This window comes from Streptomyces sp. NPDC097617, assembly GCF_044761485.1.
Taxonomy (GTDB): domain Bacteria; phylum Actinomycetota; class Actinomycetes; order Streptomycetales; family Streptomycetaceae; genus Streptomyces.
Map to the genome: position 1 here is coordinate 1 of NZ_JBIWCL010000052.1, position 17,358 is coordinate 17,358.

At 72.9% G+C, this 17,358-nt stretch carries 15 protein-coding genes and 1 tRNA gene; 5 read left to right on the forward strand and 11 right to left on the reverse strand.

What is annotated here, in order from left to right; genetic code table 11:
- Positions 1-128: 128 nt before the first annotated feature.
- The 5 genes from pth to ACIQZO_RS39705 form a co-directional block, all read right to left on the reverse strand.
- Entirely contained in the window at positions 129-719 is a 591-nt protein-coding gene (gene pth / locus ACIQZO_RS39685) for an aminoacyl-tRNA hydrolase (RefSeq protein ID WP_403636173.1), read from the reverse strand.
- A gap of 98 nt (positions 720-817) precedes the next feature.
- The gene (locus ACIQZO_RS39690; RefSeq protein ID WP_403636175.1) at positions 818-1,402 is read right to left on the reverse strand and encodes a 50S ribosomal protein L25/general stress protein Ctc; all 585 of its coding nucleotides are present in this window, start codon (positions 1,400-1,402) and stop codon (positions 818-820) included.
- A 205-nt stretch (positions 1,403-1,607) separates the two neighbouring features.
- Positions 1,608-2,585, reverse strand: coding sequence for a ribose-phosphate diphosphokinase (locus tag ACIQZO_RS39695; protein ID WP_403636176.1), 978 nt, complete (start codon positions 2,583-2,585; stop codon positions 1,608-1,610).
- A 133-nt stretch (positions 2,586-2,718) separates the two neighbouring features.
- Positions 2,719-4,164 carry a bifunctional UDP-N-acetylglucosamine diphosphorylase/glucosamine-1-phosphate N-acetyltransferase GlmU gene (glmU, locus tag ACIQZO_RS39700; RefSeq protein ID WP_403636178.1) on the reverse strand — a complete coding sequence of 482 codons (1,446 nt, stop codon included), beginning with the start codon at positions 4,162-4,164 and terminating at the stop codon, positions 2,719-2,721.
- 109 nt (positions 4,165-4,273) lie between these two features.
- Positions 4,274-4,345 (reverse strand) — tRNA-Gln (locus tag ACIQZO_RS39705).
- A 160-nt stretch (positions 4,346-4,505) separates the two neighbouring features.
- Here ACIQZO_RS39705 and ACIQZO_RS39710 point away from each other — a divergent pair.
- Positions 4,506-5,789: a sensor histidine kinase gene (locus ACIQZO_RS39710; protein WP_403636179.1), complete on the forward strand. Its 1,284-nt coding sequence runs from the start codon at positions 4,506-4,508 to the stop codon at positions 5,787-5,789.
- A gap of 182 nt (positions 5,790-5,971) precedes the next feature.
- Here the strand turns inward: ACIQZO_RS39710 and ACIQZO_RS39715 are convergent, their stop codons facing one another.
- Both ACIQZO_RS39715 and ACIQZO_RS39720 read right to left on the reverse strand, forming a co-directional pair.
- Entirely contained in the window at positions 5,972-6,481 is a 510-nt protein-coding gene (locus tag ACIQZO_RS39715) for an SUKH-3 domain-containing protein (protein ID WP_403636181.1), read from the reverse strand.
- Between the two features lie 2 nt (positions 6,482-6,483).
- Positions 6,484-7,071, reverse strand: a complete 588-nt coding sequence (locus ACIQZO_RS39720) for a YwqJ-related putative deaminase (RefSeq protein ID WP_403636182.1) — start codon at positions 7,069-7,071, stop codon at positions 6,484-6,486.
- Between the two features lie 231 nt (positions 7,072-7,302).
- On the opposite strand from ACIQZO_RS39720, the gene ACIQZO_RS39725 reads away from it, so the two are divergent.
- From ACIQZO_RS39725 to ACIQZO_RS39735, 3 genes are all read left to right on the forward strand, one after another.
- On the forward strand, positions 7,303-8,298 hold the full coding sequence (locus ACIQZO_RS39725; protein WP_403636184.1) for an SMI1/KNR4 family protein: 996 nt from the start codon (positions 7,303-7,305) through the stop codon (positions 8,296-8,298).
- A 7-nt stretch (positions 8,299-8,305) separates the two neighbouring features.
- Positions 8,306-10,846, forward strand: coding sequence for an SUKH-4 family immunity protein (locus tag ACIQZO_RS39730; RefSeq protein ID WP_403636186.1), 2,541 nt, complete (start codon positions 8,306-8,308; stop codon positions 10,844-10,846).
- Positions 10,847-10,977: 131 nt separating this feature from the next.
- On the forward strand, positions 10,978-11,850 hold the full coding sequence (locus tag ACIQZO_RS39735; RefSeq protein WP_403636188.1) for a cellulose-binding protein: 873 nt from the start codon (positions 10,978-10,980) through the stop codon (positions 11,848-11,850).
- Positions 11,851-11,860: 10 nt separating this feature from the next.
- Here ACIQZO_RS39735 and ACIQZO_RS39740 read toward each other — a convergent pair whose 3' ends face one another.
- The gene (locus ACIQZO_RS39740) at positions 11,861-12,595 is read right to left on the reverse strand and encodes a hypothetical protein (protein ID WP_403636190.1); all 735 of its coding nucleotides are present in this window, start codon (positions 12,593-12,595) and stop codon (positions 11,861-11,863) included.
- 459 nt (positions 12,596-13,054) lie between these two features.
- On the reverse strand, positions 13,055-13,942 hold the full coding sequence (locus tag ACIQZO_RS39745; RefSeq protein WP_403636191.1) for an alpha/beta fold hydrolase: 888 nt from the start codon (positions 13,940-13,942) through the stop codon (positions 13,055-13,057).
- A gap of 81 nt (positions 13,943-14,023) precedes the next feature.
- Here ACIQZO_RS39745 and ACIQZO_RS39750 point away from each other — a divergent pair, with 81 nt between their 5' ends.
- Complete coding sequence (locus tag ACIQZO_RS39750; RefSeq protein WP_403636193.1) at positions 14,024-14,587, forward strand: CGNR zinc finger domain-containing protein; 564 nt, start codon at positions 14,024-14,026, stop codon at positions 14,585-14,587.
- On the opposite strand, the gene ACIQZO_RS39755 is transcribed toward ACIQZO_RS39750, so the two are convergent.
- Positions 14,584-15,459: a hypothetical protein gene (locus ACIQZO_RS39755; RefSeq protein WP_403636194.1), complete on the reverse strand. Its 876-nt coding sequence runs from the start codon at positions 15,457-15,459 to the stop codon at positions 14,584-14,586. The genes ACIQZO_RS39750 and ACIQZO_RS39755 overlap by 4 nt on opposite strands.
- A 77-nt stretch (positions 15,460-15,536) precedes the next feature.
- Positions 15,537-17,123: an MFS transporter gene (locus ACIQZO_RS39760; RefSeq protein ID WP_403636196.1), complete on the reverse strand. Its 1,587-nt coding sequence runs from the start codon at positions 17,121-17,123 to the stop codon at positions 15,537-15,539.
- Positions 17,124-17,358 lie beyond the last annotated feature (235 nt).

Consider the following 17,358-nt stretch of genomic DNA (forward strand, 5'->3'; position numbering starts at 1 on the left):
AAAACGCTCGGCTGGAGAACCCCAGCCGAGCGCCTGCGTGATCTACTGACAACCACGTAAGCCATCAGGTGTTGCGAGGACCCCTAGAAACCGCCAACGGTGCGGGGGCTTCCCCGTGTCCTGGGCGGTCAGGAGTTGTACGCCGACTGGGCGCGCTCCAGACCCTCGGCGATCAGGGACTCCACGGAGTCCGCGGCCCGGTCCACGAACCAGTCCAGCTCCTTGCGCTCCGTGGAGGAGAAGTCCTTCAGTACGAAGTCCGCGACCTGCATCCGGCCCGGCGGACGCCCGATGCCGCACCGCACGCGGTGGTAGTCGGGTCCCATCGACTTGGTCATCGACTTCAGGCCGTTGTGCCCGTTGTCCCCGCCGCCGAGCTTCAGGCGCAGCGTCGGGTAGTCGATGTCCAGCTCGTCGTGGACCGCGACGATCCGCTCCAGCGGCACCTTGTAGAAGTCGCGCAGGGCCGTCACCGGGCCGCCGGACAGGTTCATGTACGTCATCGGCTTGGCCAGCACCACCCGGCGGTTCGCCGGCCCCGGCGGACCCATGCGGCCCTCGACCACCTGGGCGCGGGCCTTGTGCGCCTTGAACCTCCCGCCGATCCGCTCCGCCAGCAGGTCGGCCACCATGAACCCGATGTTGTGGCGGTTGCCCGCGTACTCCGGTCCCGGGTTCCCCAGGCCCACGATCAGCCAGGGCGCCGCGTCGTCCGACATCAAAAGCTCCTCGGTTCCTCTATGAAGACGACCGCCGTCCCGCTCCAGTGGAGCCGGACGGCGGTCGGTCAGCAACTGCTGAGGGGGTGGGGCGAGGCTCAGGCCTCGGTGCCCTCGGCGGCGTCGGCGGCCGGCTCCTCGGCCTGCGGGGCCACGACCTGCAGGACGGCGATGTCGCCGTCGACGGCCAGGGTGGTGCCCTTCGGGAGGATCAGGTCCGAGGCGTGGATGGTCGCGCCGGCCTCGAGGCCCGCGATGGAGACGGTGACCTCGGTCGGGATGTGCGTGGCCTCGGCCTCGACGGAGATGGTGTTCTGGAGGGTCTCCAGCATGTTGCCGCCGGCGGCCAGCTCGCCCTCGGTGACGATCGCGACGTCGACGGTGACCTTCTCGCCCTTCTTGACGATCAGGAAGTCGACGTGGGAGATCGAGCGCTTCAGCGGGTGCTTCTGCACGGCCTTCGGGATGACCAGCTCGGTGCCGGCGTCGCCCAGGTCCAGGGAGAGCAGAACGTTCGGGGTACGCAGCGCCAGCTGGAGGGCGTGGGCGTCGACGTTGACGTGCTTCGGCTCGGTGCCGTGGCCGTAGATGACGGCGGGGGTCAGGGCGTCGCGACGGGCCTGACGGGCGGAGCCCTTGCCGAAGTTGTCACGGATCTTGGCGGAAAGCTTGACCTCGGACATGCTCACTCCTCGTGGGGTGACGGAAACAGACGGAAGTCACCCGGCCGGAACGGCCTGCTACGAAGAGCGCGTCGATAACGGAGTATCCGTACCGAAAAAAAGGTACGGCCTCCCTCGCCGAGCAACTCATGGAGTGTACCCGGCGGGAGAGGCCGCACCAAAAGGATCTAGCGCGCAGCGGTCACCGCTGCGGTTACCGCTGTGGTTACTGCTGCTCCTCGAAGAGGCTGGTCACCGAGCCGTCCTCGAAGACCTCGCGCACCGCGCGCGCGATCATCGGGGCGATCGACAGCACCGTGATCTTGTCGAGCTCCAGGTCGGACGGGTCCGGCAGAGTGTTCGTGAAGACGAACTCGCTGACCTTGGAGTTCTTCAGGCGGTCGGCCGCCGGGCCCGACAGGATGCCGTGCGTGGCCGTGACGATGACGTCCTCCGCGCCGTGCGCGAACAGCGCGTCGGCGGCGGCGCAGATGGTGCCGCCGGTGTCGATCATGTCGTCGACCAGGACGCAGACGCGGCCCTTGACCTCGCCGACGACCTCGTGGACGGTCACCTGGTTGGCGACGTCCTTGTCGCGGCGCTTGTGCACGATCGCCAGCGGCGCGTCCAGGCGGTCGCACCAGCGGTCGGCCACGCGCACACGGCCGGCGTCCGGGGACACGATCGTGAGCTTCGTACGGTCCACCTTGGCGCCGACGTAGTCCGCGAGGACGTTGAGGGCCGAGAGGTGGTCCACCGGGCCGTCGAAGAAGCCCTGGATCTGGTCCGTGTGCAGATCGACCGTGAGGATGCGGTCCGCACCCGCGGTCTTCAGCAGGTCGGCGACCAGGCGGGCCGAGATCGGCTCGCGGCCCTTGTGCTTCTTGTCCTGGCGGGCGTACCCGTAGGACGGGACGATCACGGTGATGGAGCGAGCCGACGCGCGCTTCAGCGCGTCGATCATGATCAGCTGCTCCATGATCCACTTGTTGATCGGAGCCGTGTGGCTCTGGATCAGGAAGCAGTCCGCGCCACGTGCCGACTCCTGGAAGCGGACGTAGATCTCGCCGTTCGCGAAGTCGAAAGCCTTGGTCGGCACGAGGGTGACGCCCAGCTGATGCGCAACCTCCTCGGCCAGCTCGGGGTGGGCGCGGCCGGAGAAGAGCATCAGCTTCTTCTCGCCGGTCGTCTTGATCCCGGTCACAGCACAGTCTCCTCAGACGTGTTGAAGCTGCTCGCCCCCATGCGCGTCCGTCCCGCACACGGTGAGCCAGCCGAATTGCGTGCACCTACGACGGTACGCCGTAACGGGCGTACCTGTTTCCGGTCAGTTCACCTCAGGGGCGCTCGGCGTCCCCCGTGGCCGCCGACTGCGCCGCCGTGGCAGCCGCACTGCCCGGACGCTTGCGGGCCACCCAGCCCTCGATATTCCGCTGCTGGCCGCGGGCCACGGCCAGGGCGCCGGGCGGAACATCCTTGGTGATCACGGATCCGGCGGCCGTGTAGGCGCCGTCCCCGATCGTGACGGGAGCCACAAACATGTTGTCCGAGCCCGTCTTGCAATGTGAGCCGATGGTGGTGTGGTGCTTGTGCTCGCCGTCGTAGTTCACGAAGACGCTCGCGGCGCCGATGTTGGTGTACTCGCCGATCGTCGCGTCGCCCACGTAGGACAGGTGGGGGACCTTGGTGCCCTCGCCGATCGTCGCGTTCTTCATCTCGACGTACGTACCGGCCTTGGCCTTCGCGCCGAGGTTCGTGCCGGGGCGCAGGTACGCGAAGGGGCCCACGTTCGCCTGCGGGCCCACGACCGCGCTCTCGGCGACGGTGTTGTCCACCCGGGCGCCCGCGCCCACGTGGGTGTCCTTCAGGCGGGTGTTGGGGCCGACCTCGGCGCCCTCGGCGATGTGCGTGGTGCCCAGCAGCTGGGTGCCGGGGTGCACGATCGCGTCCTGCCCGAAGGTGACGGTCACGTCGACGAAGGTGCCGGCGGGGTCGACGACCGTGACGCCCGCGAGCATGGCCTGCTCCAGCAGGCGCGCGTTCAGCAGCGCGCGGGCCTCGGCGAGCTGGACGCGGTTGTTGATCCCGAGGATCTGCCGGTGGTCGCTGCCGACGGCCGCGCCGACGCGGTGCCCGGCCTCGCGCAGGATGCCGAGTACGTCGGTGAGGTACTCCTCGCCCTGGCTGTTGTCGGTGCGGACCTTGCCGAGCGCGTCGGCGAGCAGGGCGCCGTCGAAGGCGAAGACGCCCGAGTTGATCTCACGGATCGCGCGCTGGGCGTCGGAGGCGTCCTTGTGTTCGACGATCGCCGTCACGGCGCCGCCGGCGTCCCGGACGATCCGTCCGTAGCCGGTGGAGTCGGGGACCTCGGCGGTCAGCACGGTGACGGCGTTGCCGTCGGCGTCGTGCGTGCGCGCGAGGCGGGCCAGGGTCTCCCCGGTCAGCAGCGGGGTGTCGCCGCAGACGACGATCACGGTGCCGGTGAGGCCGCCGCCGAGCTCTTCGAGGGCCATGCGGACGGCGTGACCGGTGCCGTTCTGCTCGTACTGGACGGCGGTGCGGACATCGGCGTCGATGCCGGCCAGGTGCGCCGTGACCTGCTCCCGGGCGTGCCCGACGACCACGACGAGGTGCTCGGGGTCCAGTTCGCGGGAGGCGGCGACGACGTGACCGACGAGCGAGCGCCCGCAGATCTGGTGCAGAACCTTGGGAGTCGCCGACTTCATGCGGGTGCCTTCACCCGCTGCGAGTACGACGACGGCTGCCGGGCGGTTGGCGCTCACGGGTGTGCCCTTCGGCTTCGGGGGTGGACCCGTGAAGGATACCGGGGTGCCGGTCGGCCCAAACGAACGCGGGTCCCGACCTTGACGGTCCGGACCCGGAGTCGATCAGCTCCCCCGCCAGGACTCGAACCCGGACATAAGGCACCAAAAGCCTCAGTGCTGCCAATTACACCACAGGGGATAGTTTGGGTGGCTTAACCGGACATTTCGGCGTACCGATCAAGCTGGCCGTCCCTACTATGCCGCACCACCTGCCTTCACCGCGACGGTACCCGTCCCCGCCGTTTCGGTGGCGGGTATTTCCCCGGGGCGCCGCCGGGGCCGCCCGTACGCTGGACGGCATGACCAGTACGGGGGAAGTGGAAGGCCGCGCCGGGCCGCCTTTGTGGTGGGCGCGGCGGCGGGAAGCCGCAGGGGATGTGGTGCTCGGCGGCGTGTCCGCCGTCGAATGCGCGTGGGAGGGAGTGTCCTTCGCCGCGGAGGCGGGGCTGCCGACCGCGGTCGGCGTGCTGTTCGGGTTCGTGGTGGGGGCCACGCTCGTGCTGCGGCGGCGGTGGCCGATCGCCGTGGTGCTGGTGGGGATCGCCGTCTCGCCGGCCGCGATGGGGTTCCTGCTCGCGGTGGTCGGGATGTACACGCTGGCCTCGTCCGAGGTGCCGCGGCGGATCACGGCCACGCTCGCCTCGATGTCGCTGGCCGCGACGTTCGTCGTGATGTACCTGCGCACCCGGGGGGACGTGGAGGCCGACCCGACGCTCGTGGTCGTGCTGTCCGTATTCGTCGCGGTGGCGCTGACCGTGCCGCCGGTCCTGTTCGGGCTCTACATCGGAGCCCGGCGTCGGCTGATGGAGAGCCTGCAGGAACGCGCGGACTCGCTCGAGCGGGAGCTGTCGCTGCTGGCGGACCGGGCGGAGGAGCGGGCCGAGTGGGCCCGTACGGAGGAGCGCACCCGCATCGCGCGGGAGATGCACGACGTGGTGGCCCACCGGGTGTCGCTGATGGTGGTGCACGCGGCCGCCCTGGAGGCGGTGGCGGTCAAGGACCCGGCGCGCGCCGCGAAGAACGCGGCGCTGGTGGGGGACATGGGCCGGCAGGCGTTGACGGAGCTGCGGGAGATGCTCGGCGTGCTCCGGTCGGCGCCCAAGGCGGACCGGGCCGCGGTCGCCGCGGCGGCGGTGCACCGCGCGCCTGCCGTGCCCGTCGCCGTGGCGGCGTTCGCGGGGGGCGCGGAGGACGGGCCCTCGCTCGAGGAGCTGGAGGTGCTGGTCGGTCAGTCGCGGGCGGCCGGGATGGCCGTGGAGATGCTGGTGCACGGCGAGGGGGCGGCGTACGCGGCGGAGGTCGAGCAGACGGCGTACCGCGTGGTGCAGGAGGCGCTCACCAACTGTCACAAGCACGCCCCGGGCGCGCGGGTCGTGGTGCGGCTCGCGCACCGGTCGGGGGAGGTCGCCATGCAGGTGGAGAACGGACCGTGCGACGGCAAGGCCGCCGAGCCGGGGCTGCCCAGTGGGGGCAACGGGCTGGTCGGGATGCGGGAGCGGGTGCTGGGGCTGGGTGGGGTGTTCGTGTCGGGGCCGACGGATGCGGGGGGATTTCGGGTGTCGGCGGTGCTGCCCGTTCGGTAGCCGTGGCCGTGGCCGGGTGCGGCGCCGTTGCCGGGGGCGCTGCCCCCGGGCCCCCGCGCCTCAAGCGCCGGCGGGGCTGAAAGAGCGCGCCTCAAGCGCCGGCGGGGCTGAAGGATCGCCTCAAACGCCGGCTGGGCCGGGTTGGTCGGGTTGGTCGGCGGGGGCCGGGTTGGTCGGTGGGGTCAGGCTGTGGTGAGGCGGGTGGGTTGGAGGCCTGTCAGGAGAAGGGTGAGGGCCTCGTCGACGTTCGGGCCGAGGTACCAGTCGCCGGTGTGGTCGATGCCGTAGACCCGGCCCTCGCGGTCGAGCGCGAGGTGGGAGCCCCCGTCGGCCTCGACGCCCAGGGGGCAGAGCTGGGTCGACAGGGCCCGGCCGAGGTCGGCGAAGGTGCGCGCGAGGTGGAGTCCGGTGAGCGGGTCGATCCGCACCGGCGTCGGGGCGATCTGGCGGCCGGCGCCGGGCGCGGTGATCGTCAGGCCGCCGAATTCGGCCCACGCCTCGACGGCGGCGGGGAAGACGGTGTGCCGGTGCCCGGCGGGCGTGGTGTGGTCCCGGAGGGCGTCGGCCCAGTACTCGGCCTGCTTGATGTCCCAGCGGCCGGGTTCCCACCCGGCGGTGCGCAGGGCGGAGTCCACGGCGACCGGGAAACGGGTGGCCGAGGAGCGGTCGTACGAGGCGGATGCGCTGGTCATGGCTACTCGGCTGGGGTGAGGTCGACGGAGCGTACGCCGAAGTGGGCGAGGAGAGCGTCGCAGGAGCGACAGGGAGGTGCGTAACTGCCGTGGAGGGGGTCGCCGTCCTCGCGGATGCGGCGGGCGGTGATCTTCGCCTGCTTGAGGGAGCGGCGGGCCTCGCTCGGGGTGAGGGGCTTGCGGGAGGCGCGCCGGGAACGGGCGCCCTCGACGGAGGTGAGGTGGCGCGAGAGCAGGATCGCCTCCGGACACCGGCCGGTGAATCGTTCGCGCTGGCCGCTGGTGAGCGTGTCGAGGAAGTCCTGGACGAGCGGGTGGAGCACGGGCGGCTGGTCGGCCTTCCCGGCGGTGCCGGTGAGCGTCTCGCCGCGTACGGAGAGGGCGGCCGCGACGGTGGGGAGGATGCCGTCCCGGCGGAACCGCAGGACGGGCACGGCGGGGCGGCCGTCGGTGCTGCTCCAGCGCAGGCGGGGGTCGCCGGCGGGCCCGGCGGCTTCGCCGGCCGGGCCGGTGGGGCCGGCCGCGCCCGGTGCGTCCGGTGCGCCCGGCGGGGTGTCGCCGGATTCTGTGCGTGTTGCCGTGTTGTGCATGGTCGCGCTTTTCCCTCCCGTGGCGGCGGTGGTGACCGCTGTCGCGCACGCCCCCGTGCTGAGGGGACAGCCTGCCAAACGTCACCTGTCATGCGGAAGCGGGGTCGAATATTCGTATCAATTCGGATGTTCCTGGCCCTCGGGCGGGTGCGCCGGTCGGGCGCGGTTGAGGCTCTTGCCCCAGCGCATAGGCTGTGGTGAACCAGCCAGATCCAGCAGGGGGCTACCGCCATGACGACAGGTCGGCTCGGGCAGCAGGCCGCGCCACCCAACGCCGCTTACTCGGGGCAGGTCGTGCACTTCCCGGACCCGGTCCGGGCCGCTCGGCATCCTCACGGGGTGCGGATGGACGGCAATGGGCATCCGGACTTCTCCGCTTACGCGCGCGCGGCCGTGGAGATCGCCGAACCGCCGGAGGGCTTCGGCGTGGACGAGTTGCGGCTCACGGACTACGTGTCCGCGAACGCGGCGATGAAGGCCGCCGGGCACGAGCTGTGGGACACGGTCGGGCCGGTGGCGACCCCGCACGGCTGGACCTGGCACCACGTGGCGGGTTCGCGGCGCATGGAGCTGGTCCCGGTCGAGGTGAAGGCGCTGCTGCGGCATCACGCGGGCCTGACGACGGCTCCGGTGGACCACGAGAAGCGCGGTACGCGGGCGTTGCAGGAGGTGCGCCCGGCGCACCTGGGGCTGCCGAAGTCGGTCGTGTCGGTCGCCGAGGAGCAGGTCCAGGGCGTCGAGGAGGACCTCGGCTACCGGCTGCCGGAGGCGTACCGCTCGTTCCTGAAGGCCGCGGGCGGCTGCGCGCCGGTGGGTGCGGGCCTGGACGTGGACCTGGGTCTGCTGGTGGACCAGCCCTTCTTCACGGTGCGTGAGGAGGCGGCGATCAACGACCTCGTGTACGTCAACAAGTGTCTGCGGGACCACCTGACGAAGGACTACCTGTGCGTGGCCTTCGCCCAGGGCGGGTTGCTCGCGCTGAAGGTCAAGGGAGAGGGCATCGGCTCGGTGTGGTTCTCCCCGTACGACGATGCCCGCGACCGGGACGGCTGGTCGGTCCAGGAGCGCGTGGAGCGGTTGCTGCTGCCGTGCGGTGCTGATTTCGACGCCTTTCTGGAGCGGCTGGCGGGAAACCCGCCAGAGCTGGAGTCGGTGGCCGGTCTGATGGTGGACGGCGGATTCGCACGTTCGGTTCCGGTGTCGGGTTCGGCACCGGTGGAGGGGTGAGCGCGCGATGGTGACGTTTGCGCAGGCGCAGGAGCGCGCCGAGGAGTGGATCAACGGCGACGTGCCCGCGTACCAGCACCGCGAGGTGCGCGTACGGGAGTTCGGGCTCGGGTTCGTGGTGTGGGCGGAGGACCGCGCGGCCGGTCCCGTGTCCGGTGGTGGGCGGCAGCGGCTGGTCATCGCGCGGGACAGCGGGGAGGTGACGCTGTGGCCGGGACTGCCGGTGGGAGAGGTGATCCGGCGGTACGAGGAGGAGTACGGGACCGTGGCCGCGGCGGCTTCGGAGGCTTCGGTTCCGACGCCGCGGATCGACTCGGAGCAGACGTCCTTCATGCTCAGCCCGCCCGAGTGGCTGCAGGAGGCCGCGGACCGGGCGGGAATCGCACCGCGGTCGACGTCGACGTCGACGTCGACGTCGACGTCGGCTCCGGCTCCGACGCCGGCTCCGCAGGCGCCCGCCGATGTCGCGCCCGAGCGCGCGCCGGCCTCCGCTCCCGCGGCGCCGGCGCCCGTCGAGGCCGTGCCGCTGCGGCGCGGGGGCGAGATCCCGTACGAGCCCACGGCCAACGACGGGGTTCCGGCCGCGGTGCCGATCGGTGCCACGCCGTGGGCGGGTACCGATGTGAACTCCGGTGCGGACGACGTGTCCGTACCGCTGCCCGCGACCGTGTTCGCGCCGCCGCTGTCCGGGTCGGACCTGGACGACGCGCCGTCGTCCGGGGTGGCCCCGGAGGCGAAGACCACCTTGATGGCGGGCGGCAGCCAGCTGCCGCGGACCGCGATCGTGCCCGCGCTGGGGGCATCGGACGGTGCTTCCGCGGGCGGTCCGGTCGGCGGTCCGGTCGGCGGTCCCGCAGGACGTCCGGGGGGCGATTCCGCGGCGAGTGACATCGCGGACGCGCCGACCAGCAAGGCCCACGTCTCCCGGCCGTCGAGGCCGTCGACGCCGCCGGGCCCGCCCGGTGCGCCCTCGGCCCCCGGCGGCGGGGCGCACCATGCCGCCACCATGCTGGCCGGCCCCGGTGTCCCGCAGCCGCCCGGTGCTCCGGGTGCGGGTCGGCCGCCCGCGCCTCCCGGTCCGCCGGGGGCTCCCGGTTCGCAGGGCCGGGGTGTCGACCACGCCGCGACGATGCTGGCGGGTCCGTCCGTCACGGGTCAGCCGCCCGCGCCTCCCGGCCCGCCCGGTGCTCCGGGTGCGGGTCGGCCGCCCGCGCCTCCCGGTCCGCCGGGGGCTCCCGGTTCGCAGGGCCGGGGTGTCGACCACGCCGCCACGATGCTGGCCGGTCCGTCCGTCACCGGTCAGCCGCCGGGTCCGCCCGGTCCGCCCGGGGCTCCCGGTGGCGGGGCCCATCACGCCGCCACCATGCTCGCGGGTCCCGGCGTACCGCAGCCTCCCGGTCCGCCCGGCGCTCCCGGTGCCCCCGGCACCCCCGGTGCTCCCGGTGGCGGGATCGACCATGCCGCGACGATGCTGGCGGGTCCGTCCGTCACCGGTCAGCCGCCCGGTCCGCCCGGCCCGCCGCCGGGTGCGACCGGTGGGCCCGCTGCGCAGCCCCCGGTCCCGACCGGGGCGCCCACGGTCGGCCCCGGCTACCAGGCCGTGCTCCGCTACCGCGCGCCCGACGGCTCCGAGCAGCAGCTCATCCGCCGCTCGGCGCCCGGCACCCCGCACCCGGAGTGGCAGATCCTCTACGAGCTGCGCGCCATGAACGTGCCGCCGCAGCAGGTGCTGGAGCTGCACACCGAGCTGGAGTCCTGCGAGCTGCCCGGCGGTTACTGCGCCCGGATGATCCGGGAGACCTGGCCGCAGGTGCGGATCACGAGCGTGGCCCCGTACGGCAAGGACCACGCGGGCCGCCAGCAGGGCATGCGGCACCTGCTCACCCACCAGGGCGAGCTGCACCAGGTGGCGGACGGTCCGGCGCGCCCCGCGCCGGTACGGGCGCCGCTGCCGCAGGTACCGCTGCAGCCGGCGATCCCGCTGGAGGCGATCGCGCAGGAGCTGACGGCCGCGTTCGGTCCGCAGGGCGTGTTCCGCTTCGACCAGCGGGCCGTGTCCCGCCAGGGTGTGCCGGAGATCGTGGCGCAGACGCTGATGTGGTCGGGTCTGCCCGTCGATTTCGGGCCGTTCTTCTGGGCGCAGGCGGTGCCGGGCCAGCCGGTGCCGACGCTGGCCGAGCTGGCCCAGCAGCGGCAGGTCCAGTCGGCCTCGGACGCGGGCTCGTACCTGGTCGTGGGCAGCGACTTCGGTAAGGCGCTGTGTGTCCAGTACGGCACCGCGCACATCGTCGCGGTGCCGGTGGAGGGTGGTCCCGGGGGTGCTCCGGTGCCGCCGCAGTTCGTGAATTCGAGCCTGCCGCAGTTCGCGCGGTCCCTCGCGATGCTGGGTCACATGTGGCGGCTGCGCCAGCATCTGACGCCGGAGCAGGCGGGCCGCTGGACCGTCGATTTCCAGGCGAATCTGGCGGGGCTCGACAGCGCGGCGCTGGCCTCGCCGGACAGCTGGTGGTCGGTGCTGCTGGAGCAGATGTGGGACGGATTGCTCTGATCGGTTGATCGGATGATCCATTGGATGGCCGGGTCGGGACCTTCGAACAGGGTCTCGGCCCGGCCATTCGGGCTTCCGGTATCAAATGACGCATCCTTGACGGGAATCCCCGCGAGAGAGGCGCATCCAGGATGAGTGCACCCATGGCGACCGTGCGCGGTCGCGGCTACCGCATGGACGAGGTCGACCGGTACCTCGCCCGGCTCTCCGGGAGTCGGGACGAGGCCTGGGAGCGGGTGGCGCGGCTGACGGTCCTGGCCAAGCAGATGGAGTCGCAGGCGGCGCGGCTGAGGGACGAGGTCTGCGCGCTGGCACCGCAGACGTACGACGAGCTGAGCGAGCGGGCCCGGCGGATCCTGCTGCTGGCGCAGGAGGAGGCGGTCGCCGTACGGGCGGACGCGCGGGTGGACGCCTCCACGACGCTGGGCGCGGCCGAGGCGCGGGCCGACCGGGCCGCGGAACTCGCGCGGGGCGACGCGGAGGCGGTGCGCGAGCAGACGGAGGTCCGGGCCCGGCAGGGGCTGCTGCGGGCGCAGCGCGAGGCGGACGACGTGCGGGCGTCGGCGCGGGAGGACGCGGCGCAGTGGCGGGCGCAGGCGGTGGCCGCGCTGACGGAGACCCGGCGGCGGGCGGACGCGGAGCTGGCGGAGCGCGAGCAGGAGCAGACGGAGCGCCGGGAGACGGCGGAGCGGGAGCTGACGGCGCGGGAGGCGGAACTGGACGCGCGCCATGCGGAGCTGGAGCGGTACGCCGAGTCGCGGCTGGCGCAGGCACGTCGGGGCTTCGCGGAGGCCGAGGAGTCGGCGCGGCACGGTCAGGAGGACGCGGAGGCGCGGGCCGCCGAGCTGGTCGCGGGGGCGCGGGTGGCGGAGGAGCGGACCGGGCGCGAGACGCGGGCGATCCTGCGGGAGCAGGGGGAGGCGGCGGAGGAGATGCGGGCGCACATGAACCACGTCCGTTCCAGCCTGGCGGCCCTGACCGGCCGCGCCCCCGCCGAGGGCTAGGCGGGGCGTCTCAGCTGCAGTCCCACATGAACCGGCCTTCGAGGTGGTCGGAACTGAGGAACAGGAAGCCGCTTCCGTAGCCGAAGTTGAGGAAGAAGGGGTCCGTCTCCCCCTCGCCCCGGTCCTCGAACTGGCAGAGGAACCGCCAGGAGGCGTCGATGCCGAAGGCCAGATTGTTGGGGTAGACCGCTTCGCCCCCCAGGAAGTCCCCGGGCCAGTCAGCCTCGGGAAATGCGACGTCCGGGCCCTCGCCCCGCAGCCTCCGTGAGTGGGCGGCGGCCGCGGTCGCGGCCGCGTCGGCCTCAGGCGGCATCGGAGCCAGGTCCGTCAGCCATTCGACGGGCACCTCCGTGTAGTCCGGACCCCAGCGCCACAGGGTTCTGCCCCGGGTGCCGGGGGAGCCGATCGCCGCGAAGGGCGGTATTCGCCCAGCCGGCTGGACCAGGACGACGGCCTCGCCGTCCTCCGGCGTGTCACCGCCCATGACCACGCCCTCCTCGTGCAGGAACAGGTACGCGAGGCGCACCTCGTCGCCCGGCACCCGGAACTGGCCGATGAACACGAGCGGTTCGCCCGTACGCGGATGCATCGGCCAGGCCGGTCCGTCCAGCCAGACCGGCTGCCCGCCGAACTTCGACACCGGCTGTGTGACCGGCTCGTGCGCGGCCCGGAAGGACATCCGCAGCCGTGGCAGGAAGGCGGCGTCATAGGGGCCGGCGGCCCGGCCCGTCGGCTCGGAGATCATGCCGTCGACGCTACGGCACCCCACCGACAGCGCCCGGTCCGGTCCGCTCTGTGCCCGGAGCCCCGTGCCCTAGGGGGTGCCCGACCTGAACAGGAAGTCCTCGATCGCGCCGAGGTCGCGGTTCCAGTACGTGACCCGGGCGTGGCGGGGTTCTTGGTGTCCGCGATGCCCGGGTTGCAGGCCGTGGACGAGAGGAGCGCGGCGAGCGCCGCGGCTCCGAGGGCGTACGTTCTCCGACTGGTTCGGGCAGTGCGCATGGTGGCCCCGTGTACGAACGGAATGGTCGATCGCTCGGATGATTCCCCGGAGCGGGTGGTTCTGACGAGCTGTCACGAGCTCGGTGCGGGGAAATGACCATTCGGTCGCCGTAGCCGTCCCGGTCCCACATGCGCCGGGGCGGCCGGTACGGCTACGGGGACGGCTTCGCGCAGTGGCTCGCCGGGCGGATCGGGCAGCAGGTCATCGGGCCACCGCGGCGCCGCTGAGGAAGTCCTCGATCAGCGGGGCGATCTGCGGGAGGTGGGTCTCCAGGGCGAAGTGGCCCGCGCCCTCGAAGACGTGGACCTCGGCGTCCGGGGCGTCGCGGAGGTAGGCCTTCGCGCCCGCCGGGGTGAAGAAGGGGTCGCCCGCTCCCCAGACGACCAGCACCGGGATCCGTGCGGAGTGCAGCCACGCCTGCCAGGCGGGGTAGTGGGCGAAGTTCGAGGCGTAGTCGAAGGCGAGGTCGGCCTGGGCGTCCGCGCGGCCCGGCAGGCCGAGGTAATGGACGTCGAGGGTCCAGCTGTCGGGGGAGAGGAGGCCGGTGTCCGCGACGCCGGTCTCGTACTGGAAGCGGGTGCCTTCCAGGGTGAAGAGGCCGCGGACACGCTCCTCGTTGCCGGGGACCTCGCGCCGGAGTCCGGCGAACTCGCGGGCCGCGTCCGAGAGGCCCTCCTCGTAGGCGTTGCCGTTCTGCACGATCAGGCCGGTCACCCGCTCCGGGCGGCGGGCGGCGAGCCGCAGGCCGACCGGGGCGCCGAAGTCGAAGACGTACAGGGCGAAGCGGTCCAGCCCGAGAGCGTCGGTGAAGCCCTCCACGATGTCGGCGAGCCGGTCGAAGGTGTACGTGAACCCGGTCGGGGCCTCGGTGCGCCCGAAGCCGGGGTAGTCGGGGGCGATCAGGCGGTACGGGGTGTCGCCGAGGGCGTCCATCAGGCGGGCGAACTGGTGGGATGCGGTGGGGAAGCCGTGCAGGAGCAGCAGTACGGGTCCGTCGGCGGGGCCGCTCTCGCGGTAGGCGACGCGGACGCCGTCCACCTCGACGGTGCGGTGCCGGATGGTGGGAATGGTGCGGCGAGCCGTGGTCATCACATGCCTCCTGCGTCCTTGGTTCCATTAGTCTTGCCGGTGATCGCTAATGGGTCAAGGCATTCAAGTAACATTAGCCAGGTGACAGTGACCTTTCCGCTCACCGGTGAGCCCCTCGCGCTGGACCTCCTCAACACCGAGGCCGCCACGGGCGACCTCGTCGCCGACCCGGCGGGGCTCGCGGCGTGGCTGGCCGCGCAGGCCGGGCGGCTGACCCCGGTCGGTGCCGTCGGCGCGGCCGAGGTGGCCGCCGTACGGGCCGTACGGGAGGCCGCGCGCCCGGCGCTGGACGCGGCGCGGTGCGGTGGGCGCCCCCCGGCCGGGGCGCTGCGCGCGCTGAACGAGGCCCTGGCCGCGGCGCCCCCGTACCGGGTGCTCGCCTGGACCGAGGAGGGCGGGACGGCCGCCGCGACGCACCGCGGCGCCGAGCCGGCCCGGCGGCTCGCGGCGGAGCTGGCCGAGGCGACCGCGGAGCTCCTGACGGACCCCCGGGTGGGACAGGTGCGCGCGTGCGAGGCGCAGGACTGCGTCCTGCTCTTCCTGCCGGCGCACCCCCGGCGCCGCTGGTGCGTGGCGTCGGTCTGCGGCAACCGGGCCCGCGTGGCCCGCTACTACGCCCGCCACAAGGGCGATACGGCGACCTAGAGGGGGTCGGCCGCCCGCTGCTGGGCCGGGACGGGCGGCTGCGGCGCGGGCTCGTAGCGGTACGGGTCGCTGCGCAGGCCCCGGGCCGCGACGACCAGCGTGAACGGAGGCGTCCTCGGGGGATCGAGGACGGCGGTCAGGGCGCCCGTCAGCGGGTCGGTCCGGGTCGCGAGGGGGGTGTCGTCGATGGTGAGCAGGGGCGGGGGGCCCGCCGGGCCGGCGGTGAAGCCGCCGCCCTCGACCGTCAGCCGGCCGTCCTCCAGCACGACGTTCGTGATGACCGGGTTCGCGCGCACGGCCATCTTGTTGACCAGGTACGCGCCCGCCGGGGCGCCCGTCAGGGCCCACATCTCGGCGGGCAGGCGCGGGAGTCCGCCGCCCACGTCCGCGAGGAAGAACAGCACCACGTACAGCATGGTGACCGCGCTGAGCGCGACGTACTGGAGGTCCACCAGGTCGGTGCGCCCGCTGTCGTTCGCGATCAGCTCGTGCAGGGGCCGGCGGCCGGAGCCGGTCGGCCGGGCGGCGGGCTTGGCCATGGTGCCGTGCTCCACGCGCAGGCCGACGACGGCCTTCGCCGCGATCAGGGCCACGTACGGGCCGCCGAGCAGCGGCAGGTACACCGTGGTCAGCGTGGACAGCGGGCCGTCGGCGCCCCGGAAGTACGCGACCCCGCCGCCCGCGGTGAGCCCGTAGCCGAGGATCGTCAGCAGCAGCCAGAGCAGGATCACCGTCCAGGCCAAGGCGAGCACGATCGAGGTGGAGAGGCGGCCGTCGCGGCCGGTGATGAAGCCCGGGCTGCGGCCGAGCCGCAGGCAGATCGAGCCGGCCAGTGCGGCCAGTAACGCGAGTGCGCAGAGTGCGGATGCCATGTCGTGGTCCCCCTGGAACGGTCCTGCCACGAGGGTCACTTACTGGCCCGGCCATGACAAGCCGCCCCTCCGTGCTGTTACTCCTCGCCCGGTTCGGGCAGCACGGGGAACCGGCGCGGGGCCACCAGCAGCAGGACCAGCAGCGCGGCCACGGCGGCCGCCGTCGCCCCGAGGAAGATGTGCTCCACGGCGACGGCCACGGCCTCGCGCAGGTAGTCGGCGGCGGCCCCGGGGAGCAGCTCCGGGCGCTCCAGTGCCTCCGCCACGTCGTCCAGGTGCTCCGGGAGGCCGGGTACGGGGGCGTCCGCCAGGCGGGCGGCGATGGTGGCGTTGGCGACGGCGGCGAGCAGGGCGGCACCCACGCTCTGGCCGACCTGCCGGCAGAACAGCACCGAGGCCGTCGTGGTCCCGCGTTCGGCCCACCCCACGGTGGACTGGACGCCGACGATCAGCGGGAGCTGGAAGAGGCCGAGGGCGCCGCCCAGCAGCAGCATGATCAGCGCGGGCTGCCAGGGCCGGGCGGGGTAGGGGAGCAGGGTGAAGGAGAACAGGATCACCGCGGCCAGGCCGATCCCGACGGCCGCGGTGTTGCGGAAGCCGATGCGCCGGTAGACGTGCTGGCTGAGCGCGGCGGAGACGGGCCAGCTCAGGGTCATCACCGACATCACCAGGCCGGCGCCGACGGGGCCGAGGCCCAGCACCGACTGCGCGTAGGTCGGCATGAACACCATCGGCGCGACCATCAGCAGGCCGAGCGCCCCCAGGGCCAGGTTGACGGCGGCGATGGTGCGCCGGCGCCACACCCAGCCGGGCAGGATCGGTTCCTCGGCCCGGCGTTCCACCCGGACCACGACGGCGGCCAGTACCGCGCTCGCGCCCAGCAGCCCCAGCGAGGGCGCGGACAGCCAGGGCCAGGCGACCCCGCCCTGGACGAGGGCGAACAGCAGCACGCCGCCGCAGGCGAAGACGCCCAGCGCCCCCGCCCAGTCGACGGGCCCCCGGCGGCCGGGCGACCGTACGGGCTCCTTCAGATGACGGGCGACCATCCACAGGGCGAGGCCGGCCAGCGGCAGGTTGATCAGGAAGATCCAGCGCCAGTGCGCGTACGAGGCGAGCAGTCCGCCGAGCGCCGGTCCGGCGACGGCCGAGGTGGCCCAGACGCTGGACATCCGGGCCTGGATCCGCGGCCGTTCCGCCAGCGGGTACAGGTCGGCGGCCAGGGTCTGGATCGTGCCCTGGAGGGCGCCGCCGCCCAGGCCCTGGACGAGGCGGAAGGCGATGAGGGCGGCCATGTTCCAGGCGGACGCGCACAGCAGCGAGCCGACGAGGAAGAGGCCGGTGCCGAAGAGCAGGACGGGTTTGCGGCCGAAGGTGTCGGACAGCTTTCCGTAGACGGGCAGGGTGACGGTCACCGCGAGCAGGTAGCCGGAGAAGAGCCAGGAGAAGACGGAGAACCCGCCGAGGTCGCCCACGATCTGCGGGACGGCGGTGGCGACGATGGTGCTGTCGAGGGCGACGAGGGCCATACCGAGCATGAGCGAGGCGACGACCGGGGCCGGAGGCCGTGCGGCGGGCTTCTTCGCGGGTGCGCCACCGGCGCCGCCGGTCCGGTCCCTGGCCGGAACCCGGCCCCCGGACGGGTGCTCCGGACGCCCCGCGGGTATGCCGTCCGAACTCGCGCCCGTGCTCTGCGCCGATGCCACCGAGATTCCTTCCCCCTGCACGTAACTGCGGGGAACACCATCTCACCGCCGGGTGCCGGGCGGTATCCCCCAGGGTCGGTACGCCGAAGGGTGCAGATCCCCTAGATGAATGAGTCCAAGGGGTGTCCTCACTGTCAGTGGTCGTAGGCGATCAGTGACCGCTTGACCGGCTGCCCAGTCTTGTCGTTGTGCCAGA